The organism is Streptomyces sp. SirexAA-E, assembly GCF_000177195.2.
GTDB classification, from domain to species: Bacteria; Actinomycetota; Actinomycetes; order Streptomycetales; family Streptomycetaceae; genus Streptomyces; species Streptomyces flavovirens.
The window spans coordinates 6627783-6649875 of record NC_015953.1 but is presented as its reverse complement, the minus strand read 5'-3'; the positions used below and the strand labels follow the sequence as shown (position 1 = coordinate 6649875).

Sequence of the window (22093 nt, the reverse complement as noted above, 5' to 3'; positions counted from 1 at the left end):
GGGTCAGCGGCGGCCTCCGCCGAGGCGGCCCTCCAGCTGGATCAGCAGTTCGCCGAGCTGTCCGCTGAGTCCTTCGCGGCTTCGCTCGTCGAGACCGGAGAGCACCGAGCGCTCGTACGCGAGCTGTTCGGGCAGCAGGCGGTCCACCAGGGCGCGTCCTTCGTCGGTGAGGCCAAGGTAGGCGACGCGGCGGTCCCTGGCGTCGCTGCGGCGGGCGATCAGTCCGCCGTCCTGCAGGGTGCGGAGCCGCTTGGTGACGGCGGCGCCGGAGGAGAAGGTCTCCCGGGCCAGCTCGCCGGGGGTGAGCTCCCGGTCGTTGCGCCGCATCGCCCCGAGGAGGTCGAATTCCCCCCGGGTCAGCCCGGCGGCGCGCAGCGGCGCGTCCTCGGCCTGCTGGAGGAGTGCCGCGCAGCGGTTGATGCGGCCGATGAGCCGCATCGGTTCGGTGTCCAGGTCCGGGTTGACGGCCTGCCACTGCCGTACCACCGCTGCCACGATGTCGTCGGTCACACCGCTCCGTTCGCCGGGGGCAGGGTGATCAGCCCCTGCCGTTGTGCTGTCGCCGCGAGCGTACGGTGTCCGGCCTGCTCGGCGGCGAGCATGTCCTCCTCGGGCAGGGCACGCTGCCACCACTCCCCCGCCGCGACGTCGCTCGCGTCGCGCAGTTCGACCAGGGACGAGGTCAGCCGCCTGCGGGCCGCTTCGAGCGTCAGCGGGTCGACGTCGGGCTCGGCCAGCAGGCGTTCGGCGCGCTCCCGCGCCTCACCCGTCGCGGCGAGGGCCTGCTCGACGCGCCCGCCGGCCCGCCGGTTGGGCACGGCGAACACGGCGAGCAGTCCGGCGGCGGCACCGACCAGGGTGTCCAGGGCGCGGTCGCTGATGAGCTCCCGGGCGGGGTGGCTGCCCGCGAACTCCACGACGAGCAGGGCCATCGGGGTGACCGCGACGGAACCGAGCCAGTAGTTGCGGGTGATGAGTGCCTCGGCGGCGAAGTTGAAGCAGAGCACGCTCAGCACCAGGGCCAGCGGGCCGAGCCGGGCCACCGGGATGACGGCGGCGAAGACGAGCACGCCCACGAGGTTGCCGAAGACGCGCTGGAGCGCCCGGCTCCAGGACTGGGTGGCGTTGGGCTGGTACACGGCGGCCGCGGTGACGATCGCCCAGTACGGGCGGCCCACACCGAGGGCGTACGACAGATAACCGGCCGTCGCGCACCCGACGAGGGTGCGCAGGGCGATCGGCAGCACCGGGGAGCCGGGGGCCAGGGCACGCAGGAATCTCGTCCGGGCCTCGCGCCGTCCGCGCCGGTTGCGCTGCCTGGCCCGTTCCGCGTCGATGCCGAAGAGCTGCTCGACCGTGCCGGGGGCGGGCGGCGGACCGGGCATGGGGCCGCGGCCCCGGGTCTGCGCGGCCCACCGGGCCAGTCGCTCCGCGTCGGCGCCCCGGGACCCCTCGCCGGTGGCCGTGGCGAGGGCCCGCTCGGCGTGGACGACGAGGCGTTCGAGCTCCTGGCGTACGGCGGTGGGGCGGCCGGCGGCGAGGAGGGACTGCCAGGCGGCCTGGACGGCGGCCGCCGCGGCGTGCCGGGTGCGGTGGCCGGGGTCGGCAACGTAGGCCGCCGCGGCGTCGAGGGCACGGGCGGTGGCACGGCGTTCGGGTCCCTCACGGCGGCGCAGCGCGGGCCCGACCGTGATCAGCCAGGCGAAGGCGCCCGTGGCGAGGGCGAGGGCGAGATGGCCGGGGACCTGCCCGAGCTCCTGCGGGGCGAAGAGGGCCGCCGAGGTCACGAAGCTGAAGATCACGTTGCCGGGCGGCCCGATGCGGGTGGCGTCGCAGAAGGTCTTCTGCACGGCCGCCAGGACCGCCCCGACGGCGATCAGGACGGCGGTCGAGTCGGTGGCCGCCGCGGTCAGCAGGGCGACGGCGAGACCCGCGACCATGCCGAGCACGACGCGGGCCACGGTGTGGGCGCGGCGGGCGTACGGCAGGTTGTGCCCGTACAGGGCGCAGAGCGAGCCGGCCATCGTGTACATCACGAGGTCGAGCCGGTCGAGGGAGTACAGCAGCAGATTCGGCACCCCGGAGGCGACGACCACGCTCAGCGCGGGCTTGTACCAGGTCTCCGCCGGACTCCTCAGCCGGAGGGTGCCGGTCACCGGCAGTCTGGGGGTGGACGGTCTCCGGGATCGCATAGATGTATCACTCACCTATTTACGTTAACAGGTATTACACCTATAAAACATCAGTGAAGCAGCTGGGTGCGCTTCCGCCACCCCGGCCGCACGCCCTTCCGGTCGCCGCCGCCTGCGGCCGGTCATAGCGTGCTGCACAACAGCGTAGGAATGTGTCCTGTCGCGCGCTTCGGGAGGAAACAGCATGAAGCTCACCGAACCGGTGATCGGCGGCCCCTGCTGGGTCGAGTTGAGCACCCCGGACGTGGCCGCCGCCAAGACCTTCTACGCAGCACTGTTCGGCTGGCGGTCGGCGACCGACCCGCGTCCCGAGGCGGGCGGTTACACGGTGGCGCACCTCGGCGAGGACCCCGTGGCCGCCCTCAGCCCCGTCCACCGCCCGGACCAGCCGCCGACCTGGACGGTCTCCTTCGCCACCGAGGACGTCGACGGTGCGGTCGAGGACGTGCGGTCGGCGGGCGGCACCCCGCTGACGGAGCCGTTGGACGTGTTCGACCAGGGCAGGTTCGCGGTGGCGGCCGATCCCTCCGGTGCGGCGTTCTCCCTCTGGCAGGCCCGCGCCTTCACGGGTGTGAGGCGGTTCAACGATCCGGGCACCCTGAGCTGGGTGGAGCTGCGCACCGACGGCCCCGGGAGCGCCCTGGCCTTCTATCCGGCGGTGTTCGACTGGACGGTCCACTCCGCGGGGCGGTCCACGCGCTGGGGTGTGGACGGTGCGGAATTCGGCGGTCTCAAGGAGATCCAGGACGACGAGACGTCCGAGGAGCCGGCGACCCCGCCCGGCTGGCTGCCCTACTTCTCGGTCGCCGACGTCGAGGCGGCCGCCGCCACCGCGCTGGGCGCGGGCGGGGAACAGCTCGTGCCGCCCACGCCGGTGCCGGGCGGACCGTGGGTCGCGGTACTCCGTGATCCCCAGGGCGCCCCGTTCGGGATCCACACGCCGTGACGGCCACGCCCGTGGCGGCGAGCGGGGCGCCGGGACTCAGACGGTCCGGCCCCCGTCCCGGACGCGGGCGTGCGGGTGCGTGTCGCACCATCCGTCGGCGTGCCGGAGCTCCCGGCGCCGGGTGCCTTCGAGGGGTATCCGGACGCGGCCCGGGCCGCCGGGGGTTCCGCGGAGGCCGCCCCCTCGGAGTATCAGCCGAGGCCGCGGGCGTCCTGCTTGAGGGCGGTGTCCACGGTCAGGGCCGTCGCCAGGACGAGGCTCAGCAGCGGTTCGGGCAGCTGGTAGTGGATCTGCAGCACGTAGTTGTCCGCCGTGGTGAACATGGTCTTCGCCAGCCCCTCCCAGGTCTTGGTGATCCGGGCGACCTCGGCCTCGTTGTGGTCGACGACGGCGAAGTTCCAGGCACGCCAGTTCTCCGCCCTGATCGCGCCGACCTGCCGGCCGTCGACCAGCATGGCGAAATTGATCTTGCCGATGGCGTTCTGCTGGACGATCTCACCGACGGGCCGACCGTCCGGGCGCTCCACGACGACCCGGGACTTGATGAACTTCGCGGGCCGGGTCAGGAGCAGCTGCGGCTGACCGTGGGCATCGCGGATCTCCAGCCGGTGCGTCAGGTACTGGTCGATGCTGGAGACGAAACGGAGGACCTTGCGCAGGGCGCTCTGGCCGACCTGGACGACCGAACCGACGGTGGCGCCGTGCTGGTCGAAGACGCGGTACTCGTTCGTGACCTCGATCAGCTTGGCCTTCTGGTTCACGACCAGGACCGGCTGGTCGAACAGCGATCCGGAGCTGACCGGACCCTGCTGCGGGGCGTGCTGGGCCGCTGCCCGCTGGGGCGCCGTCGGGTGCTGGTGGGCCGCCTGGTGCTGAGGGACCGCCTGCGGGAAGGATCCCGGCTGCTGGGCGGCGGCCACCTGCGGCTGGGCGGGGGCCGCCGCCTGGACGGGCACGGACTGGCCCTGGGCCGGATGCGTGTGCTCGGTCCACTGCGAGCCGTCCCAGTAGCGCAGCAGCTGGGGTGCGCCGTGGGGGTCCGGATGCCAGCCCGCAGGTACGTTCGATTGCGTCGTCACCGGGGCACACTATCCTGCCCCTCTGTAGGCCACACTCTTTGAAATTTCACATACTACGATGGTGCCGATGACCAGGCCGAGTGAGCGCGCGGACGGGCAGCGGGGCGGGGTGACCGCCCCGCTGCCCGCAGTGCTGGGCTGGATCCTGGCGCTGATCGCCGTGTTCTTCTGCTGCTCCCCGGCCGCCGCCTCGGCGTCGCACCACCGGTCGGCCGCCGCCCCCGCCGTGCACACCCACGTCCCGGCACCCGCCGTCGCGCTCGTCGTGGCCGACGCCCCAGGTGAGCGCGGGAGCGGAAGCTCCTGCCACGGTGCGGCGGACCACTCGGCGCCGGTCGTTCTGCCCGGCCCGACGGCCCCGCTCGCCCTTCCGTGCGCCCGTGCGTCGGCCGCCGTCCCGACCCCGCCGCTCACCGGCTCGGCGGCCATCCGCGGCCCCTCCGACGACGGCGCGGGCTCCGTCGATCATCTCCGTCTCCAGGTTCAGAGGGTCTAGAAGCCGGACCTCCGCTCCGCGGCCCGCGCACAGGCGCGGCCGGGGAACGGCCTCCTCACGCCTTCTCCCCCTGCCCTCGCCGACGCAGCCCCGCTCGCCCCGTCCCGTGGACGGCGCACGGCGGCCCACCCGCGTCGTGCCGAACCCGAGGACCGACATGTCTTCCGCCAAGAACCAGAACAGCAATGCCGCCGCCCGCCGCGCCAAGCTCGAGGAGGCCCGCCGCAAGGAGCGGGCCCGTGAGCGGCGCGGTCGCCTCGTCACCATCACCGCGGCCGTCGTCGTGATCGCCGGCCTCGTCGTCGGCGGCGGCTATCTGATGTCCGCCGCCGACGAACAGGACAAGGCCGAGGAGCAGGCCAAGAGCTCCCCCGTCACCGGGGAGCGGTCCTGGGACGACCTGACCCAGAACCACGTGGAGAAGGCCGTCGACTACCCGATGAACCCTCCCGTCGGCGGTGACCACGACCCGGTCTGGATGAACTGCGACGCCGACGTCTACACGAAGGCGATACCGAACGAGAACGCGGTCCACTCCCTCGAACACGGCGCCGTCTGGGTCACGTACAACGACAAGGCCGACGAAGCCGACGTCAAGGCGCTCGCCGAGCGCGTGGGGAAGACTCCGTACTCCCTGATGAGCCCGGTGGCCGATCAGAAGGACCCGCTGATGCTCAGCGCCTGGGGCAAGCAGGTCACGGTGAAGAGCGCCACCGACGCCCGCGTTGCCCAGTTCTTCACCAAGTACGTACAGGGCCCGCAGACGCCCGAGCCCGGTGCCGCGTGCAGCGGCGGGGTCGCGGGATGACCCCGGCGTCGCGCGCCTCCCGGCCGCTGGTGACGGCGGGAGTCGTGGTGTTCCTGGTGGCCGTGGGACTGGTGCTGCTGATGGTCGTACGGCCCTCGGCGGCGTCCCCGTCCGGCTCCGGGGCCTCCGTCTCCGTCCCCGCGGAGGGCTCGGCCGACGTGGGGTTCGCCCGGGACATGTCGGTCCACCACCAGCAGGCGGTGGAGATGGCGTTCCTGGTGCGGGACCGCACCGACGACGAGGACGTGCGCCGGCTCGCGTACGACATCATCAACACCCAGGCCAACCAGCGGGGCATGATGCTGGGCTGGCTGGAGTCGTGGGACCGGCCGAAGAGTTCGGAGCGGCCGCCCATGGAGTGGATGGGCCACCCCGTCAGCGCGGCCGACGGCTCGCTGATGCCCGGGATGGCGACCGATTCCGAGCTCGACGGACTGCGCGCGGCCGAGGGCCGGGACGCCGAGGTGCGGTTCCTGCGCCTGATGACGGTCCATCACCGGGCGGGCGCGGACATGGCGCGGGCGGCGGCGGATTCGGCCGGGACGGACGAGATCAGGAACCTGGCGGCGGGCATGGCCCGGGCGCAGGAGTCGGAGATCGCTCTCATGGCCGACATGCTGAGGGCCCGGGGCGCCCGGCCGTAGGGCGTTTCCCGAAGGTCCCGCCCGGCCCGGCGACGCCTGGCGCGGGGCCGGGCGTGGTGGCCGTGTGCCGCCGCGCCCGGCCTGCCGTCGGGGCGGACGGCCGGGGCCCGGCGGATGCGGGTGGCAGGCCGCGGTGGTGACCGCATGCTTCGGGCGGCCGGGCATCCCATAGGCTCTTCGACGATATGAAGAGCTACCTCACACCGCTGGGGCCCAAGGCCGACAAGGACACCGTGCGGCGTCACAACCTCAGCCTCGTGCTCCGCGCGGTGCGTGACGAGGGCGAGGCGGCCGAGGCGACCCGCGCCGGGGTCTCGGCCCGGGTCGGCCTCACCCGGGCCGCGGTGTCCTCGCTCGTCGAGCAGCTGCTCGACAGCGGCTTCCTCACCGAGTCCGGCAAGACGTTCAGCGGGCAGGCCGGGCGGCCCGGCACCGCTCTGAAGGTGGCCCGCACCGGCCCCGCGGGGCTCGGCGTGGAGATCAACATCGACTACGTGTCGGTGTGCGTGGTGGACCTGGCGGGCACCGGCCGGGTCCGGCAGACCGAGCACCTGGACAACCGGGGCGCTCCGCCCGGCGAGGTGCTGGGCCGGGCCGCCAGGATCGCGGCCCGCACCCTGGACTCGGCCCGGGAGCAGGACCTGTATCCGGTCGGGGCGGTGCTGGCGCTGCCCGGTCTCGTCTCGGGCGGCGCGGTGCGCCAGGCACCCAACCTGGGCTGGAACCAGGTGCCGGCCGAGGAGCTGTTCGCCGGCGCGCTCGCCGGGCTGCGCCCCCGGGCCGTCCCGCTGCCGGTGCGTTCGGAGAACGAGGCGAACCTCGCGGCGCTGGCCGAGCTGTGGTTCGGCGGGCTCGACGCGGTCCGCAGCTTCCTGTATCTGACCGGCGAGATCGGTGTCGGCGGCGCCCTGGTACTCGACGGCGAACTGCTGCGCGGCGCGCACGGGTTCGCCGGGGAGATCGGGCACGTGGTGGTGGACCCGGACGGTCCTGAGTGCCGGTGCGGCTCGCGCGGGTGTCTGGAGCAGTACGCGGGGCAGACCGCGTTGCTGCGGGCGGCGGGGATCGAGGCGCCCGGTGGCGGAGCGGCCGGGGTGATGGAGCTGGAGCGGCGGGCGCAGGCCGGTGACCCCCGGTCCGTCGCGGCCGTGGCGGAAGCGGGCCGGATGCTGGGCCGGGTGCTGTCGGGTGCGGTCAACCTGTTCGACCCGGACGCGGTGGTGCTGGGCGGGATCTACCGGAACCTGATGCCGTGGCTGTCCGCGCCCGCCGACGCGGAGCTGACGGGCCGCGTGGTGTCGGGCCTCTGGTCCCGGGGCAGCGGCAGGCTGCGCGCCTCGTCCGTGGCGGGTGACGCGGCCCGGGGCGCGGCGGCACTGGTGGTGCAGGACGTGCTGGCGGACCCGGCGGCGTACGCCCGGCCGGAGCCGGTGGGTGCCTGACGGCGCCCCCGGACCGCACGGTGTGCGGCCCGGGGGCGTGGTCCTTCGGTGCCGTCGCTCACGGCAGCCTGTTCAGCGGACGTTGAGGAGGTGGTCCATGGCGAGCTGGTCGAGGGCTTCGAAGGCCATGGAGCGTTCGGCGGCGGCGGTGGCGTCGAAGTCCTCGTAGGCGGTGCGGTCGGCGAGGAGTGCCTTGAGGCCGTCGTCGGCGGTGGGGCGGGCGAGTTCGTCGAGGCGGGAGGCGGTGAGGGCCTCCTGGACGGCGGGGTCGGCGCGGAAGGCGGCGGCGCGCTCCTTGAGGATGAGGTAGTTGCGCATGCAGTTCTTCGCGGACTCCCACACCCCGTCGATGCCGTCGGTGCGTACCGGCTTGAAGTCGAAGTGGCGTGAGCCGTCCCAGCCGGCCGTCTCCAGGAGGTCCACGAGCCAGAACGCCTGGCGCAGGTCACCGGCGCCGAAGCGGAAGTCCTGGTCGTACTTGATCCCGGACTGGCCGTTGAGGTCGATGTGGAAGAGCTTGCCCGCCCACAGGGCCTGCGCGATGCCGTGGGGGAAGTTCAGCCCGGCCATCTGCTCGTGCCCGGTCTCCGGGTTCACCCCGACCAGCTCGGGGCGCTCCAGGCGCTCGATGAAGGCCAGCGCGTGCCCGATCGTGGGCAGCAGGATGTCACCGCGGGGCTCGTTGGGCTTGGGCTCGATCGCGAACCGCAGGTCGTAGCCCTGCTCGGTGACGTAGTCGCCCAGCAGGTCGAAGGCCTCCTTCATCCGGTCCAGGGCCGACCGCACGTCCTTGGCCGCACCGGACTCGGCGCCCTCACGCCCGCCCCAGGCCACATACGTCTGCGCGCCGAGCTCCACCGCGAGATCGATGTTGCGGATCACCTTGCGCAGCGCGAACCGCCGCACGTCACGGTCGTTGGAGGTGAACCCGCCGTCCTTGAACACCGGGTGCGTGAACAGGTTCGTCGTCGCCATCGGCACCTTGAGCCCGGTACGCTCCAGCGCCTCCCTGAACCGCCCGACCAGCCGCGCCCGCTCACGGTCGTCCGACCCGAACGGAATCAGGTCGTCGTCATGGAACGTCACCCCGTGCGCACCGAGCTCCGCCAGCCGCTCGACCGACTCCACCGGGTCCAGCACCGGACGCGTCGGCTCACCGAACGGGTCGTTGCCCCGCCAGCCCACGGTCCACAGACCGAACGTGAACTTGTCCTCAGGAGTGGGAGTGAAACGCTCCGGCATCGTCTGTCCGCCTTCGTGTACGTCGGGTGGGGCGTCGGCCCACCGGGGACCGACTGATTTGTTCAGTGACATTATTAATGTGTCACGAGGCAGCCTGTCGACGTAACCCCCTGATACGACAAAACCCGGCCCGCCTCTGTTGGCGTGGGCGACGATCACGTAATTTGTTCGTCGCACGATCAAAACAAGCGAGCGAGGAAGAGGTGGCCCATGCCGCCGCGTACCGTCGTCATCGGCGTGGACAGCTCCACCCAGTCCACCAAGGCGGCCGTCATCGACACCGTCACCGGCGAGCTGCTGGCCGTCGGCCGCGCCCCGCACGTCGTCACGGGCGAGGGCGGGGCCCGCGAGAGCGACCCCGAGGTCTGGTGGCGGGCGCTGTGCGACGCGGTGGCCGGGGGACTCAAGGAGTCCGGTCTGTCCGCGTCCTCGGTCACCGGGATCGCCGTCGCCGGACAGCAGCACGGCCTCGTGGTGCTCGACCGGTCCGGCCGCCCACTGCGCCCGGCGCTGCTGTGGAACGACACCCGCTCCGCGCCGCAGGCCGCGGCGCTCACCGCCGAGCTGGGCGGGCCCGACGCCTGGACCGCGCGCACCGGCACGGTGCCGGTGGCCTCCATGACGGCCTCGAAGTGGCAGTGGCTGCGGGAGAACGATCCGTCGAACGCGGAGGCCGCCGCAGCCGTACGGCTGCCGCACGACTTCCTGACCGAGCGGCTCGCGGGCACCGCGGCGACCGACCCGGGTGACGCCTCGGGCACCTGCTGGTACTCGACCGGGACCCACGCCTACGACCCCGAGCTGCTGGGACTGCTCGGACTCGACGAGGCGCTGCTGCCTCCGGTAGCCGCGACCGGGGCGGTGCGGATCGGCTCGCTGACCGCCTCGGCGGCCGGGGCGCTGGGGCTGCCCGAGGGCATCGCCGTCGCGGCCGGCACGGGGGACAACATGAGCGCCGCGGTCGGCCTCGGGCTGGGCGGCGCCGGGCTGCTGGACCATCCCGTCCTCAGTCTCGGCACCTCCGGGACGGTCTTCGCCGCCTCCCTCGCCCGGCCTGCCTCCACGGCCCTCTCCGGCTTCGCGGCGGCCGACGGCACGTACCTCCCGCTGGCCTGCACGCTCAACTGCACGCTGGCCGTGGACAAGGTCGCCACTCTGCTCGGACTGCACCGCGACGACGCGGTGCCCGGCGGCGAGGCCGTGCTCCTCCCCTTCCTGGACGGGGAGCGCACCCCGGACCTGCCGACCTCCGCCGGTCTGCTGACCGGCCTGCGACACGACACCACACCGCAGCAGCTGCTGGGCGCGGCCTACGAGGGCGCGGCCTTCACCGTGCTGCGCGCGCTGGACGAACTGTCGAGCGCCTGCGGTCTCGACCCGGCCGACCCCGAGGTGGCCGCCCGGCCGCTGAGGCTGATCGGCGGCGGCGCCCAGGGGCGCACCTGGGTGGAGACGGTGCGCCGGCTCTCCGGACGCCCCCTGATCGTGCCCGGCAGCGGCGAACTCGTCGCCCGGGGCGCGGCGGCCCTCGCCGCGTCCGCGGCCGGCGGCGGCGACCCGGTCGCGGTGGCCACCCGCTGGAACGCGGCGGCCGAGGACGCCGAACTCCCGGCGGTGGAACGGGACACGGAGGCCTGGGACCGGATCGGCTCGGTGCTCGACCGGGCCTCGGTGCCGCTGCTCGGGGGCTGACCCGGGCTGTGCCCCGCGCCCCGAAGTGGCCGGGACCGGACCGGTTTTGGGGATGACCGCGGATCTTCAATAGGATCCGTCGATGATCATAAGAAAACGGCTGACGGCCGGGGTGTGCGTTCTGCTCGCCACCCTGGCCGCCGGGCTCGGCACCGCGCTCCCGGCCGCCGCAGACGAACCCCCCTCCGCCCTGTCGCCCAAGGTCGAACTCGTCCTGGACGTCAGCGGTTCCATGCGCACCCGGGACATCGACGGTCAGTCCCGGATGAGCGCGGCCAAGCAGGCGTTCAACGACGTCCTGGACGCGGTGCCCGAGGAGGTGCAGCTCGGCATCCGGACGCTCGGCGCCAACTACCCGGGCGACGACCGCAAGGTGGGCTGCAAGGACACCAAGCAGCTCTACCCGGTCGGGCCGCTCGACCGCACCGAGGCCAAGACCGCCGTCGCCACGCTCGCGCCGACCGGCTGGACCCCCATCGGCCCGGCCCTGCTCGGCGCGGCCGACGACCTCGACGGCGGCGACGCCACCCGGCGGATCGTGCTGATCACCGACGGCGAGGACACCTGCGGGCCGCTCGACCCGTGCGAGGTCGCGCGTGACATCGCCGCCCGCGGCATCCACCTCGTCATCGACACCCTCGGTCTGGTGCCGAACGCCAAGATCCGGCAGCAGCTGACCTGCATCGCCGAGGCCACCGGCGGCACCTACACCGCCGTCCAGCACGCCGACGAACTCTCCGGCCGTGTCAAGCAGTTGGTCGACCGGGCGGCCGAGCCCACCATCACCCCCGTGGCCACCGAGGGCGCGGGCAGCTGCTCGTCGGCCCCCGAGCTGAAGGCCGGTCTGTACACCGACCGCCAGGAGATCGGCAAGCACCGCTGGTACCGGGTGGACGTCCGGCCCGGCCAGGAGCTGCGCGCCTCGGTGAGCGTCTCGGCGGACCGCGCCGTCGACAACGACTACGGTGTGCTGCTGCGCGCGGTGACCACCCACGGCCGTGAGATCGTCCGGGGCTCGGAGTCCGGCACCGGGCGCACGGACGCGATCTCGGCGGGGCTGCGGTACCCGAAGCCCGAACTGGACGACGTGGACGGCGAGGAGCCCCCGGCCGAGACCGTCTGCCTCGACCTCGGCAACTCCTTCTCGGCTCCCGCGTCCGTGAAGACCACTCCCGGCATGCCCGTCGAGCTGACCATCGATCTCGTGGACGGCCCGGACGACGCGTCCGACGTCGCCGCGTTCGGTCTCGGGCGGGGCTGGTGGCTGCTGGGCGCCCTGGTGCTGACCGGGCTGGTCGCGGGCCTGCTGACCGGCTGGATCTCGCGCTGGCGTATCGCCGTCTGGAGGACCAACTGATGCGTACCACCCGCAGAAACCGTCTCGGGCGCGTGTGCGCCGGGGTCCTGCTCGCCGGGACCGCCCTGCTCACCTCGGCGGGGGCGGCCCTGGCCGACGACCCGTCGGCGAGCGCGAGCCCGGCCGACGACGAGGGCGCCGGGCCGACGGAGGCGGGCACCACCTTCCGTACCGCCACGCCGGTCCAGCAGGAGCAGACGGCCACGGCCGAGGCGTCCACGGGTGACTACCTGTACTGGGTCTTCCCCGCCGACGCCGGCGAACGGGCCACCGTCCGCGCGAAGGTGACGCTCCCCGAGAGCGCCACCCGGCACGGCGCGTCGACCTGGCAGGTCGACGTGTACGACGGGCTGCGCCGCCGTCAGGCGTGCATGTACGGCCACCAGACCCGGAAGGCAGCGCCGGACGCGAACACCGTCGAGCTGTCGTGCGTGCTGCGTACCGTGCGCGCCTGGTCCGAGCCGTGGGCGAACGACCCGCTGCCCGGCAGCTACTACGTACGGCTGACCGTCGTGGACCTGGCGGAGGAGGACCTGGGTCTGCCGGTCCGTGCCGAGGCCCGGGTCACCTCCGTCGACAAGGGCGGCTCCCACGACGTGGACGGCACGCTCTCCGAGCCGCTGGTGCCGGGGGCGTCCTCCGTCGCACAGGCGGTGTCCGGGGACAGCGGTGACGACGAGCGGCCGAAGGCGGCGCCGGGCAGCGAGCCCGAGGACGGCTGGACGTCCGGCTGGTGGACCGACCGCTGGCTGTGGACCGTGGGCGGCGGCGTACTCGCCGCGCTCGCCGCGGTGTTCGGCTACAACCTGACCCGCGGGCGCGGGCGTCCGTCCCACGTCCCGCCGGGCTTCTGACGCGGAGCCACGACGCCGAGGGCCGCCGGCCGGGTTCGGACCCGCTCGGCGGCCCTCGGCGTGTACGGGGCACTCGCCGGAGGCCGGGGTGAGCGCCGCCGGAGGCCTCGGGGAGGATGGGCCCGAGATCCTTTTCCCACCAGGAGGCGATCATGCCGGTCACCATCACCGTAGGGCTGGACGGAACGGGCCATTCCGTCGCCGCCGCCGACTGGGCGGCGCACGAGGCCGTCCGGCGGGGGGCGGCGCTGCGGCTGGTGTACGCCTGGGCGTGGCGCGCCGGCGACACCTCCTACGTCGGGGACCGGGAGGCCGAGGAGCGCATGGTGCGCGCCGTGCTGGGCGACGCCGAGTCCCGGGTCACCGCCGCGCATCCCTCGCTGGACGTCTCTGCCGAGCTGGTCGTCGGCGATCCGGTGCCCACCCTGGTCGACGAGGCCGCCCGGGCGCGGATGCTCGTGCTCGGCTCGCGGGGTTACGGGACGCTCGCCGGCTATCTGATCGGTTCGGTCTCCCTGCACGTGCTGCGCCGTACCACCAGGCCGGTCGTCATGGTGCGCGAGACGCATCCGGACGCTCCCGCGCCGCGGCCCTCCGGGGACGTCGTCGTCGGCGTGCAGGACGCGGAGACGGCCGGAGGCCCGGTGCTCGACTTCGCGTTCGGCGCCGCCGCCGAACGCGGTGTGCCGCTGCGCGCCGTGTACGCGTGGGAGGTCCCCCCGGTCCTCATGTGGAGCCCTGGATCGATGTGGGTGGCCGAGCAGCAGGGCGGGCTGGAGCCGGTGCACCGGCGGATCCTGGCCGACGCCCTGAAGCCGTGGCGTGAGAAGTACCCGCAGGTCGAGGTCGTCGAACAGGTCGGGGCGGGCCCGGCGTCGGAGGTCCTGCTCTCCCGCACCGAGGGCGCCCAGCTCCTGGTCGTCGGCCGCCGCACCCATGAACCGGGTGTACGCCGACTGGGTTCCGTCACCCACGCCGCGCTCCACCACGCGCCGTGCGCGGTCGCCGTGGTGCCGCACGCCTGAGGCCGGACGGGCGGCACCTGGCACCGGCCGGGGGCACGCGTGTTGACCTCAAGGAAACTTGAGGTCCTAGCGTTCCCCGCGTACGGACCCGAGCTTCGGAGGTATCGCCCGCATGGACATGGAAGTCACCGCCTGGACGTCACTGCACAGTGCGATGAACGCGCAGGAGGGCCGCAGACCCTTCTCCCGGGCCACCTTGCGCCGCATCGGGACGTTCGCCCGGCCGCACCGGGCGCGGATCCTCCGCTTCCTGCTGCTGAGTGTGGTCACCGCGCTGCTCGCGGTGGCCACACCGGTGCTGGCGGGGCGGGTCGTCGACGCGATCGTGCGGGGTGACGACAGCGGGACGGTCACCCGTCTCGCCCTGCTGATCGCCCTGATCGCCGTCGCGGAGGCGGCGCTGGCCCTCCTCACCCGGTGGCTGTCGGCGACGCTCGGCGAGGGGCTGATCCTGGACCTGCGCACGGCGGTCTTCGACCACGTCCAGCGGATGCCCGTCGCCTTCTTCACCCGCACCCGGACGGGCGCGCTGGTCAGCCGGCTCAACAACGACGTGATCGGCGCGCAACGGGCCTTCAGCAACACGCTCTCCGGCGTCGTCTCCAACCTCGTCACCCTGGTGCTGACACTGGCCGTGATGCTGACCATCTCCTGGCAGATCACCCTGCTCGCCCTGGTGCTGCTGCCGGTGTTCGTCGTGCCGGCGCGGCGGATGGGCTCCCGGATGGCCGCGCTCCAGCGGGAGGCAGCGGGGCACAACGCGAGCATGGGCACCCGGATGACGGAGCGCTTCTCGGCACCGGGCGCGACCCTGGTCAAGCTGTTCGGGCGCCCCGCCGACGAATCCGCGGCGTTCGCCGCCCGGGCGGGCCGGGTGCGGGACATCGGCGTCCGTACGGCGATGCTCCAGTCCACGTTCATCACGGCGCTCACCCTGGTCTCCGCACTGGCCCTCGCGCTGGTCTACGGGCTCGGCGGCCTCTACGCGCTGCGCGGCAGCCTGGAACCGGGCGCGGTCGTCTCCCTGGCCCTGCTCCTCACCCGGCTCTACGCGCCGCTCACCGCACTGGCGGGCGCCAGGGTCGAGGTGATGAGCGCCCTGGTCAGCTTCGAGCGGGTCTTCGAGGTCCTCGACCTGAAGCCGCTGATCGAGGAGAGGCCCGACGCCCGGCGGGTCCCGGACGGGCCGGTGGCCGTGGAGTTCGACGGCGTCTCCTTCGGCTACCCGTCCGCCGACAAGGTCTCCCTCGCCTCCCTGGAGGAGGTCGCCACGCTCGACCGGCGGGGCGGCGCCCAGGTGCTCCACGACGTCTCCTTCACCGCCGCGCCCGGCCGCATGGTCGCCCTCGTCGGCTCCTCGGGGGCGGGCAAGTCGACCGTCGCCCAACTGCTCCCCCGGCTGTACGACGCCGACGCCGGCAGCGTGCGCCTGAACGGCGTCGACGTACGGGACCTCAGCGCGGAGTCGATCCGCGAGACGCTCGGCATGGTCACCCAGGACGGACACCTCTTCCACGAGTCCGTGCGGGCGAATCTGCTGATCGCCCGGCCCGACGCCACCGAGGACGAGGTCTGGGACGCGCTGCGCCGCTCCCGGCTGGACGGTCTCGTGGCCTCGCTGCCGGACGGCCTGGACACGGTCGTGGGTGAGCGCGGCTACCGGCTGTCCGGCGGCGAACGCCAACGCCTGACCATCGCCCGGCTGCTGCTGGCCCGTCAGCGGGTGGTCATCCTGGACGAGGCGACCGCGCACCTGGACTCCACCTCGGAGGCGGCGGTCCAGGAGGCCCTGGCCGAGGCGCTGGAGGGCCGCACCGCCGTGGTGATCGCCCACCGGCTGTCCACCGTGCGGGCCGCCGACCTGATCCTGGTGGTCGAGGCGGGGCGGATCGTGGAACGGGGCACCCACGACGAGCTGCTGGCCATCGGGGGACGGTACGCGGAGCTGTACCGCACCCAGTTCGACCGGCCGGAGGCCGAGGAGGCCGTCCGGCCCGCCGACCGCCGCGCGCCCGCGTAGGTCACGCGGACAGGGCCCCGGGCCGCGCGGAGGCCCGGGGCCCCGGCTCACCGTTTCAGCTCGGCCATCAGGCCGCGCATTCGGTCTTCTCGTGCAGTTCCACGGTGAACGAGACGGTGTGCTCGACGGACCACCTGCCGGTGGCCCGCTCCTCCGCCGGCCGGGACTCCGGAGGAACGCTGCACCGGACCCGGTCCAAGGCCTCGTGCCTCGACGTCCACGACTCGGCCTCGGCCGTGGCCGGCCGCGGTGCGATCACCGCGCCGATCGACTTCAGGGGGAGGCCGCCGCACAGGCCGTCGGCGGGAAGCGGGCGTCGTGCTGCCGCTTCGGGTCGTAGCCGTGGCGTGGACCGGCGGCGAGCAGGCCCGGAAGGACATGACGGGTGCTCATGCGAGTGACTCCATACGCAGTACATGTACTGAGTGAATAGTCGACAGCCGGAATCCTCGGTCCGGGGCGTCCGTGCCCCCGGAGGTCGGCCTCCGGCGGCGCGGACGCCTGCCACTCTCCCTACCGGTCCTGAGCCGGGGTCAGTCCAGCCACTTCTTCCAGATGTCCGGGTTCCGCGCGATCCAGCGTTCCGCGGCCTCGTCCGGGGTGAGCCGGTCGGAGGCGATCATCCTGGACACCTCGTTCTGGTCGCGCTCCGACCAGGAGAACTTCCTCAGGAAGGCCGCCGCGTCCTTGCCCCGCCGTGAGAAGTCCGCGTTGAGGTACTTCTGCAGCGGGGTCGTCGGGTAGGCGCAGTCGATGTCCGCGGGGGCCTTGGCGCCGCACGCGTCGGTGTACTCGGGAAGCTTCACCTCGACCATCGGGACCTCGTTGAAGAGCCACTGCGGCTGGTACCAGTAGCTCAGGAAGGGCTTCTTCGCCTTGGCGAACTGCTGGATCTGGGTGATCTGGGCGGCCTCGGAGCCGGCGAAGACGACCTTGTAGTCCAGGCCGAGGTTCTTCACCAGCGCCTTGTCGTTGGTGACGTAGGACGGCGAACCGTCCATCAGCTGGCCCTTGTCGCCGCTCTCCGGGGTGCGGAGTTCGTCGGCGTACCTGTCGAGGTTCTTCCAGTCCGTGACGTCGGGGTGCTCGTCGGCCCAGTACTTGGGGACGTACCAGCCGATGTGGCCGGTGACGCCGAGGTCGCCGCCGGGGACGATGGTCTTCTTGTCCTGGACGTACAGCTTCTCCTGGTCGGGGTGGCCCCAGTCCTCCAGGATGGCGTCCACCCGGCCCTGGCTGAGGGCGTCCCAGGCGGGGACCTCGTCCGTCTGGACCAGGTCGACGCGGTAGCCCAGTTCGTCCTGGAGGAGCTTGCTCGCGACGGCGACGTTGGCCTGGGCGCCGACCCAGGACTGCACGGAGAGCGTGACGGTCTTGATGTCGGCCGGGGCGGCGAACGGGGAGGCCTGCTTGGTCATGTCCGCCGCGCCACAGCCGGTGACGGCCAGCAGGGCCGCGGCCGACGCGACGGTCGCGGACGTGCGCGTCCGGGCGCGGGCGGCCGTACGGGGGGTGGTGCGAGCCATGGTCAGCTCTCCTTCCGCGAGCGGCGGGCGGTCGGCTGGGTGACCCGGTCCAGCATCAGTCCCAGGCAGACGATGGCGGCGCCCGCGACGAGGCCGGTGGCCAGGTCGCCCTGGGCGAGGCCGAACACGACGTCGTAGCCGAGCGCGCCGGAGCCCACGAGACCGCCGATGATGACGACCGCGAGGACCAGGACGACGCCCTGGTTGACCGCGAGCAGCAAGGCGGGCCTGGCCAACGGCAGTTGCACCTGGCGCAGTTGCTGCCCGGGGGTGGCGCCGAGCGAGCGGGCGCACTCCATCGCGGCGGGGTCCACGCCCCGCAGCCCCTGGGTGGTGATGCGGACGACGGCGGGCAGCGCGTAGACGACGGCGGCCGCGGCGGCCGGGGCGCGGCCGACGCCGAAGAGGGCGACGACGGGGATCAGGTAGACGAACTGCGGCATGGTCTGGAAGACGTCCAGGACCGGGCGCAGGCCCCGCTCCAGCCGTTCGCTGCGGGCGGCGCCGACGGCGACGGCGAAGCCCAGGACGAGGGTGACCGCGACGGCGGCGACGACCTGGCTGAGGGTGTCCATCGACGGTTCCCAGACGCCGAGGACCCCGATGGCGGCCATGGCGAGCACGGCGGTGAGCGCGGTGCGCCACGTGCCGATGGTCCAGGCGAGGGCGGCGACGATCAGCAGCACGGACCACCAGGGCAGGCCCTGGAGTCCGCCGCGGAGGGGGTTGAGGATCCAGCTGGTGAAGTGGGCGGCCCAGTCGGCGGTTCCGCCGATGACGGGGATGCCGGTGTAGAGGTGGTCGACCATCCAGTCCTTGGCCGTGTTGACCGGGCCCGCGACGGGCACGACACCGCCCTCGGGCCAGACGCGTCCACCGCCCAGCCGTCCGACGACCGCGACGGCGGCGGCGAGGACCGCGGCGAGCGCCCAGCCGCGTGCTCCGCGCAGGGCGGCCCGTCCGGTGGGTTCGGTGCCGGCCTTCCGCCCGGCGGCCTCGGTGGTGCGGTCCAGGACGACGGCCAGCAGCACGATCGGGATCCCGGCGGCCAGCGCGGCACCGACATCGACGGAGGACAGTGCCTGGTAGACGCGGTCGCCGAGACCGCCCGCGCCGATGACGGACGCGATGACCGCCATGGACAGCGCCATCATGATGGTCTGGTTGAGGCCGAGCAGGAGCTCCTTGCGGGCCAGCGGCAGCCGGGCGGTCAGCAGCCGCTGGCGGCCGGTCGCGCCGAGCGAGGTCACGGCCTCCATGACCCCGGCGTCGGCCCCGCGCAGCCCGAGCGCGGTGAGCCGGGCCATCGGCGGGGCCGCGTAGACGACGGTCGCCAGGACCGCGCCGGGCACGCCGATCCCGAAGACCAGCACGACGGGCAGCAGATAGGCGAAGGCGGGCAGCACCTGCATGGTGTCCAGGACGGGCCGCAGGAAGCGGAACGTACGGTCCGAGAGCCCGGCCGCGAGTCCCAGCAGGATCCCGAGGACGACGGAGGCGAGGACCGCGACGACCATCAGGGCGAGGGTCTGCATGGTCGGCACCCACATGCCGAGCAGCCCGCAGACCACGAAACAGGCACCGGCCGTCACGGCGAGCCGTACACCCGCCGTACGCCAGGCGACGAGGGCGGCGACGGCGGTGACACCGGCCCAGCCGAGCGCCAGGAGGGCCAGGTAGACGCCGCGGACGGACAGGACGACGGCGTTGCTGACGTGCCCGAGGAAGTAGACGAACAGCGGGTGGCTGTCGCGGTTGGAGACGATCCAGTCGTTGACCTCGCCGAGTGGTGCGCTCAGGTCGGCGGTCAGCGCACCGGGCCACGCTCCGCCGCCCCAGCGGGCGTGGACGAGGGGCACGGCGACGGCGGCGACGGCCAGCAGCAGGAGCAGCTTGCCGAGCGCGGGACGGCCGCGCAGCGCGGCGAGCGGGCCACCGGTGCCGGGTCCGGCGGCGGAGGCCGGGGCGTGTGCGGTGGCCATCAGACGCTCACCCCGTGGGCCCCCGTACCGGCGACGACGTCGAGCAGGCAGGCGTGGTCGACGACCCCGAGGAGCCGGCCGTCGTCCATGACGCGGGCGGTGGGCTGCTGGGAGCGGACGACCGCCTCGATCGCTTCGGAGACGGTGGCGTCGGGGCGCAGGGCCGGGCCGGTTTCGCCGTCGCCGGCGGTCGGCGGGCGCATGGCGGTGGCGACGGTGAGGACCTGCTCGCGCGGTACGTCGCGGACGAACTCGCGTACGTAGTCGTCGGCGGGTGAGCCGACGATCTCCTCGGGGGTGCCGAGCTGCACGATCCCGCCGTCGCGCATGAGAGCGATGCGGGTGCCCAGGCGCAGCGCCTCGCTCAGGTCGTGGGTGATGAAGACCATCGTCCGGCCCTCCTCCCGGTGCAGCCGGACGACCTCGTCCTGCATCTCACGGCGGATCAGCGGGTCCAGGGCGCTGAACGGTTCGTCGAAGAGGAGGACGGAGGGGTCGACGGCGAGTGCGCGGGCCAGCCCGACGCGCTGCTGCTGTCCGCCGGAGAGCTGGGCGGGGCGGCGGTTCTCGAGACCGGCGAGGCCGACCTTCTCCACCAGTTCGGCGGCCTTGGCGCGGCGTGCGGCCTTGCCCAGGCCCTGGATCTCCAGCCCGTAGGCGACGTTGTCGAGGACGGTGCGGTGCGGCAGCAGTCCGAAGTGCTGGAAGACCATCGCGGCCCGGTGGCGGCGCAGTTCCCGCAGCCGGCCGCGGTCCATGGCCAGGACGTCCTCGCCGTCGATGGTCAGGGTGCCGCTGGTGGGCTCGACGAGCCGGGTCAGACAGCGTACGAGGGTGGACTTGCCGGAGCCGGAGAGGCCCATGACGACGAAGACCTCGCCCTTGGCGACGTCGAAGGAGACGTCCCGCACGGCGGCGGTGCAGCCGGTGGCCTCGCGCAGTTCGGCGGGCGGGAGGCCGGCGTACTCGCTGCCGGGGACGCGTTCGGCGCGGGGGCCGAAGACCTTCCAGAGGCCGCGCACGGAGAAGACGGGTGCCGCGGATCCGGACGTGGTGCGCGCCGGTGCGGGTGCGGTGGATTCGCTCATCGGACGTCGCCTCCGTGGGTCGCGGTCGTGCGGAGCAGTTCGGCGCACTTCTCGCCCACCATCAGGACGCCGATCATCGGGTTCACTGCGGGCATGGCCGGGAAGACGGAGGCGTCGGCGATGCGGATGCCGTCCAGGCCCTGGATCCGCAGCTGCGGATCCACGACGGCGGCCGGGTCGCCGGGGGCGCCGATCCGGCAGGTTCCGGCCGGGTGGTAGACGGTGTGGGCGACCTCGCGGGCGTACGCGCTGATGTCCTCGTCGGAGGTGACCTCGGGGCCGGGGCAGACCTCGCGCCCCAGCCAGTGCGCCAGCGGCTCGGTCTTGGCTATCTCGCGGGCGAGCTTGATGCCGTCGACCAGGGTGCGGCCGTCGTAGTCGTCCTCGTCGGTGAAGTAGCGGAAGTCCAGGGCGGGTTTGGCCTCGGGGTCGGCGCTGGTGAGGTAGAGGCGGCCGCGGCTGCGCGGCTTGGGGATGTTCGGGGTCATCGACACGCCGTGCTCGGGCCGCTCGTAGCCGATGCGCTCCGGGTTGTCGGTGAAGGGGATCTGGTAGAAGTGGAACATCAGGTCGGGGCCCCGGGATCCGGGGTCGCGGCGCACGAAGAGGCCCGCGTCGGAGTCCATCGCGGAGTTCTCGGGGATGGGTCCGTCGGTCTCCCAGACGATGACCGACTCGGGGTGGTCGAGCAGGTTCTCGCCGACGGCGGGGGCGTCGTGGACGACGGGGATGCCGAGCGCGTCGAGGTCCTTGGCCGGTCCGACGCCGGAGTGCAGCAGCAGCCGGGGGGTGTCCACCGCGCCGGCGCAGACGATGACCTCACGGGTGGCGCGCAGCAGGATCTCCTCGCCGTCCTTGGTGCGGACGTGGACCCCGGTGGCGCGGTTGCCGTCGAACTCCAGCTTGTACGCCCAGGTCTCCAGCAGGATCGAGAGGTTGGGGCGGTCCCCCGCCTCGATGTGCGGGTGGAGGTAGGCGACGGACGCCGAGGAGCGCTTGTTGTTCTCCGGGTGGTAGGCCAGGTCGAAGAAGCCGGCGCCCTCGTGGAAGGGCCGGCGGTTGAACCCCTCGACGCGCGGGACCCCGGCGGCGGCCGTGGCGGCTTCGACGAAGTCGCGGGCGATGGCGTTCCGGTCCTTCTCGTCGACGGGCACGATGTGGTTGCGCAGCCGGGCGAAGTACGGGTCCATGGAGGCCGCGTCCCAGCCGTCGGCGCCCGCCTCGGCCCATTCGTCCCAGTCGCCGGGCAGCGGTTTGAAGCTGATCAGCGTGTTGTGCGAGGAGCAGCCGCCGAGGACCCGGGCCCGGCTGTGCCGGATGTGCGAGTTCCCGCGTGGCTGTTCGGTCGTGGGGTAGTCGTAGTCGAGGTCGCCGCCGAGGAGGCCGAGCCAGCGGCGCAGGGTGAGGACGTCCTCGCGGTCGATGTCGGTGGGGCCGCCCTCGATGACCGTGACGGTGACGTCGGGGTCCTCGGTGAGGCGGGAGGCGATGACGGAGCCTGCGGTACCGCCGCCGACGACGACGTAGTCGGCGGGTTCGGGACGTGCGGGGCGGGAGGACGGCGGCATGGTGCTCTACTCCTTCTGCGAGATCCTGTCGAGGTGCTGGCGTGTACGCGTGGTGTGGAACGGCGGGGCGGGAGGCCGGGGTTGACGGGGCGTCAGCGCATGGACCGCCCCGTGCGACGCGCGCGTCGGCGA

Annotated in this window: 19 protein-coding genes and 1 pseudogene; 10 read left to right on the top strand and 10 right to left on the bottom strand. The window is 73.2% G+C overall.

All coding sequences use genetic code 11. The features are described 5' to 3' along the window. Window positions 1–3: 3 nt before the first annotated feature. Together SACTE_RS28985 and SACTE_RS28980 are read right to left on the bottom strand one after the other, a co-directional pair. A complete protein-coding gene (locus SACTE_RS28985) occupies window positions 4–510 on the bottom strand; it encodes a MarR family transcriptional regulator (protein ID WP_014049570.1) in 507 nt (168 codons plus the stop codon). Further along, window positions 507–2192, bottom strand: coding sequence for an FUSC family protein (locus SACTE_RS28980; RefSeq protein WP_014049569.1), 1686 nt, complete (start codon window positions 2190–2192; stop codon window positions 507–509). Before SACTE_RS28980 ends, SACTE_RS28985 begins: the two co-directional genes overlap by 4 nt. A gap of 184 nt (window positions 2193–2376) precedes the next feature. On the opposite strand from SACTE_RS28980, the gene SACTE_RS28975 reads away from it, so the two are divergent. Further along, window positions 2377–3138: a VOC family protein gene (locus SACTE_RS28975; protein ID WP_014049568.1), complete on the top strand. Its 762-nt coding sequence runs from the start codon at window positions 2377–2379 to the stop codon at window positions 3136–3138. Between the two features lie 191 nt (window positions 3139–3329). Here SACTE_RS28975 and SACTE_RS28970 read toward each other — a convergent pair whose 3' ends face one another. Continuing rightward, window positions 3330–4217, bottom strand: coding sequence for a phospholipid scramblase-related protein (locus SACTE_RS28970; protein ID WP_014049567.1), 888 nt, complete (start codon window positions 4215–4217; stop codon window positions 3330–3332). 58 nt (window positions 4218–4275) lie between these two features. Between SACTE_RS28970 and SACTE_RS28965 the strand changes: the two genes are divergently transcribed. From SACTE_RS28965 to SACTE_RS28950, 4 genes are all read left to right on the top strand, one after another. After that, entirely contained in the window at window positions 4276–4713 is a 438-nt protein-coding gene (locus SACTE_RS28965) for a hypothetical protein (RefSeq protein WP_014049566.1), read from the top strand. A gap of 157 nt (window positions 4714–4870) precedes the next feature. Further along, window positions 4871–5521: a DUF3105 domain-containing protein gene (locus tag SACTE_RS28960; RefSeq protein ID WP_014049565.1), complete on the top strand. Its 651-nt coding sequence runs from the start codon at window positions 4871–4873 to the stop codon at window positions 5519–5521. Further along, complete coding sequence (locus tag SACTE_RS28955) at window positions 5518–6165, top strand: DUF305 domain-containing protein (protein ID WP_014049564.1); 648 nt, start codon at window positions 5518–5520, stop codon at window positions 6163–6165. Before SACTE_RS28960 ends, SACTE_RS28955 begins: the two co-directional genes overlap by 4 nt. 185 nt (window positions 6166–6350) lie before the next feature. Continuing rightward, on the top strand, window positions 6351–7607 hold the full coding sequence (locus tag SACTE_RS28950; RefSeq protein WP_014049563.1) for an ROK family protein: 1257 nt from the start codon (window positions 6351–6353) through the stop codon (window positions 7605–7607). A gap of 72 nt (window positions 7608–7679) precedes the next feature. On the opposite strand, the gene xylA is transcribed toward SACTE_RS28950, so the two are convergent. Then, window positions 7680–8849: a xylose isomerase gene (gene xylA, locus SACTE_RS28945; RefSeq protein WP_014048996.1), complete on the bottom strand. Its 1170-nt coding sequence runs from the start codon at window positions 8847–8849 to the stop codon at window positions 7680–7682. 210 nt (window positions 8850–9059) lie between these two features. Here xylA and xylB point away from each other — a divergent pair, with 210 nt between their 5' ends. From xylB to SACTE_RS28920, 5 genes are all read left to right on the top strand, one after another. Next, complete coding sequence (gene xylB, locus SACTE_RS28940) at window positions 9060–10541, top strand: xylulokinase (protein WP_014049562.1); 1482 nt, start codon at window positions 9060–9062, stop codon at window positions 10539–10541. Between the two features lie 82 nt (window positions 10542–10623). Beyond that, on the top strand, window positions 10624–11898 hold the full coding sequence (locus tag SACTE_RS28935) for a VWA domain-containing protein (protein ID WP_014049561.1): 1275 nt from the start codon (window positions 10624–10626) through the stop codon (window positions 11896–11898). After that, entirely contained in the window at window positions 11898–12752 is an 855-nt protein-coding gene (locus SACTE_RS28930) for a hypothetical protein (RefSeq protein WP_014049560.1), read from the top strand. The genes SACTE_RS28935 and SACTE_RS28930 overlap by 1 nt, the downstream gene beginning before the upstream one ends. 152 nt (window positions 12753–12904) lie before the next feature. Next, window positions 12905–13777, top strand: coding sequence for a universal stress protein (locus SACTE_RS28925; RefSeq protein WP_014049559.1), 873 nt, complete (start codon window positions 12905–12907; stop codon window positions 13775–13777). Window positions 13778–13889: 112 nt separating this feature from the next. Next, complete coding sequence (locus SACTE_RS28920) at window positions 13890–15797, top strand: ABC transporter ATP-binding protein (protein WP_014049558.1); 1908 nt, start codon at window positions 13890–13892, stop codon at window positions 15795–15797. 67 nt (window positions 15798–15864) lie between these two features. On the opposite strand, the gene SACTE_RS28915 is transcribed toward SACTE_RS28920, so the two are convergent. From SACTE_RS28915 to SACTE_RS28895, 6 genes and pseudogenes are all read right to left on the bottom strand, one after another. Further along, window positions 15865–16056 carry a hypothetical protein gene (locus SACTE_RS28915; protein WP_019992992.1) on the bottom strand — a complete coding sequence of 64 codons (192 nt, stop codon included), beginning with the start codon at window positions 16054–16056 and terminating at the stop codon, window positions 15865–15867. A gap of 44 nt (window positions 16057–16100) precedes the next feature. After that, window positions 16101–16190 (bottom strand): annotated as a pseudogene (locus tag SACTE_RS34120) (PadR family transcriptional regulator); the annotation flags it as partial. A 140-nt stretch (window positions 16191–16330) separates the two neighbouring features. After that, window positions 16331–17323 (bottom strand): ABC transporter substrate-binding protein, encoded by a 993-nt coding sequence (locus SACTE_RS28910; protein WP_014049557.1) that lies wholly within the window; start codon window positions 17321–17323, stop codon window positions 16331–16333. 2 nt (window positions 17324–17325) lie between these two features. Next, a complete protein-coding gene (locus SACTE_RS28905) occupies window positions 17326–19305 on the bottom strand; it encodes an ABC transporter permease subunit (protein ID WP_014049556.1) in 1980 nt (659 codons plus the stop codon). Beyond that, window positions 19305–20393 carry a glycine betaine/L-proline ABC transporter ATP-binding protein gene (locus SACTE_RS28900; RefSeq protein ID WP_014049555.1) on the bottom strand — a complete coding sequence of 363 codons (1089 nt, stop codon included), beginning with the start codon at window positions 20391–20393 and terminating at the stop codon, window positions 19305–19307. Before SACTE_RS28900 ends, SACTE_RS28905 begins: the two co-directional genes overlap by 1 nt. After that, window positions 20390–21961 carry a GMC oxidoreductase gene (locus SACTE_RS28895; RefSeq protein WP_014049554.1) on the bottom strand — a complete coding sequence of 524 codons (1572 nt, stop codon included), beginning with the start codon at window positions 21959–21961 and terminating at the stop codon, window positions 20390–20392. Before SACTE_RS28895 ends, SACTE_RS28900 begins: the two co-directional genes overlap by 4 nt. Window positions 21962–22093: the final 132 nt, after the last annotated feature.

Bases quoted from the DNA above. Each gene is read 5' to 3' on its own strand.
- SACTE_RS28920 (WP_014049558.1), top strand. From the start codon at position 13,890: ATGGACATGGAAGTCACCGCCTGGACGTCACTGCACAGTGCGATGAAC.
- SACTE_RS28910 (WP_014049557.1), bottom strand. From the start codon at position 17,323: ATGGCTCGCACCACCCCCCGTACGGCCGCCCGCGCCCGGACGCGCACG.
- SACTE_RS28895 (WP_014049554.1), bottom strand. From the start codon at position 21,961: ATGCCGCCGTCCTCCCGCCCCGCACGTCCCGAACCCGCCGACTACGTC.
- SACTE_RS28965 (WP_014049566.1), top strand. From the start codon at position 4,276: ATGGTGCCGATGACCAGGCCGAGTGAGCGCGCGGACGGGCAGCGGGGC.
- SACTE_RS28925 (WP_014049559.1), top strand. From the start codon at position 12,905: ATGCCGGTCACCATCACCGTAGGGCTGGACGGAACGGGCCATTCCGTC.
- SACTE_RS28955 (WP_014049564.1), top strand. From the start codon at position 5,518: ATGACCCCGGCGTCGCGCGCCTCCCGGCCGCTGGTGACGGCGGGAGTC.
- SACTE_RS28935 (WP_014049561.1), top strand. From the start codon at position 10,624: ATGATCATAAGAAAACGGCTGACGGCCGGGGTGTGCGTTCTGCTCGCC.
- SACTE_RS28960 (WP_014049565.1), top strand. From the start codon at position 4,871: ATGTCTTCCGCCAAGAACCAGAACAGCAATGCCGCCGCCCGCCGCGCC.
- SACTE_RS28900 (WP_014049555.1), bottom strand. From the start codon at position 20,393: ATGAGCGAATCCACCGCACCCGCACCGGCGCGCACCACGTCCGGATCC.
- xylB (WP_014049562.1), top strand. From the start codon at position 9,060: ATGCCGCCGCGTACCGTCGTCATCGGCGTGGACAGCTCCACCCAGTCC.
- xylA (WP_014048996.1), bottom strand. From the start codon at position 8,849: ATGCCGGAGCGTTTCACTCCCACTCCTGAGGACAAGTTCACGTTCGGT.
- SACTE_RS28930 (WP_014049560.1), top strand. From the start codon at position 11,898: ATGCGTACCACCCGCAGAAACCGTCTCGGGCGCGTGTGCGCCGGGGTC.
- SACTE_RS28980 (WP_014049569.1), bottom strand. From the start codon at position 2,192: ATGCGATCCCGGAGACCGTCCACCCCCAGACTGCCGGTGACCGGCACC.
- SACTE_RS28905 (WP_014049556.1), bottom strand. From the start codon at position 19,305: ATGGCCACCGCACACGCCCCGGCCTCCGCCGCCGGACCCGGCACCGGT.
- SACTE_RS28975 (WP_014049568.1), top strand. From the start codon at position 2,377: ATGAAGCTCACCGAACCGGTGATCGGCGGCCCCTGCTGGGTCGAGTTG.
- SACTE_RS28950 (WP_014049563.1), top strand. From the start codon at position 6,351: ATGAAGAGCTACCTCACACCGCTGGGGCCCAAGGCCGACAAGGACACC.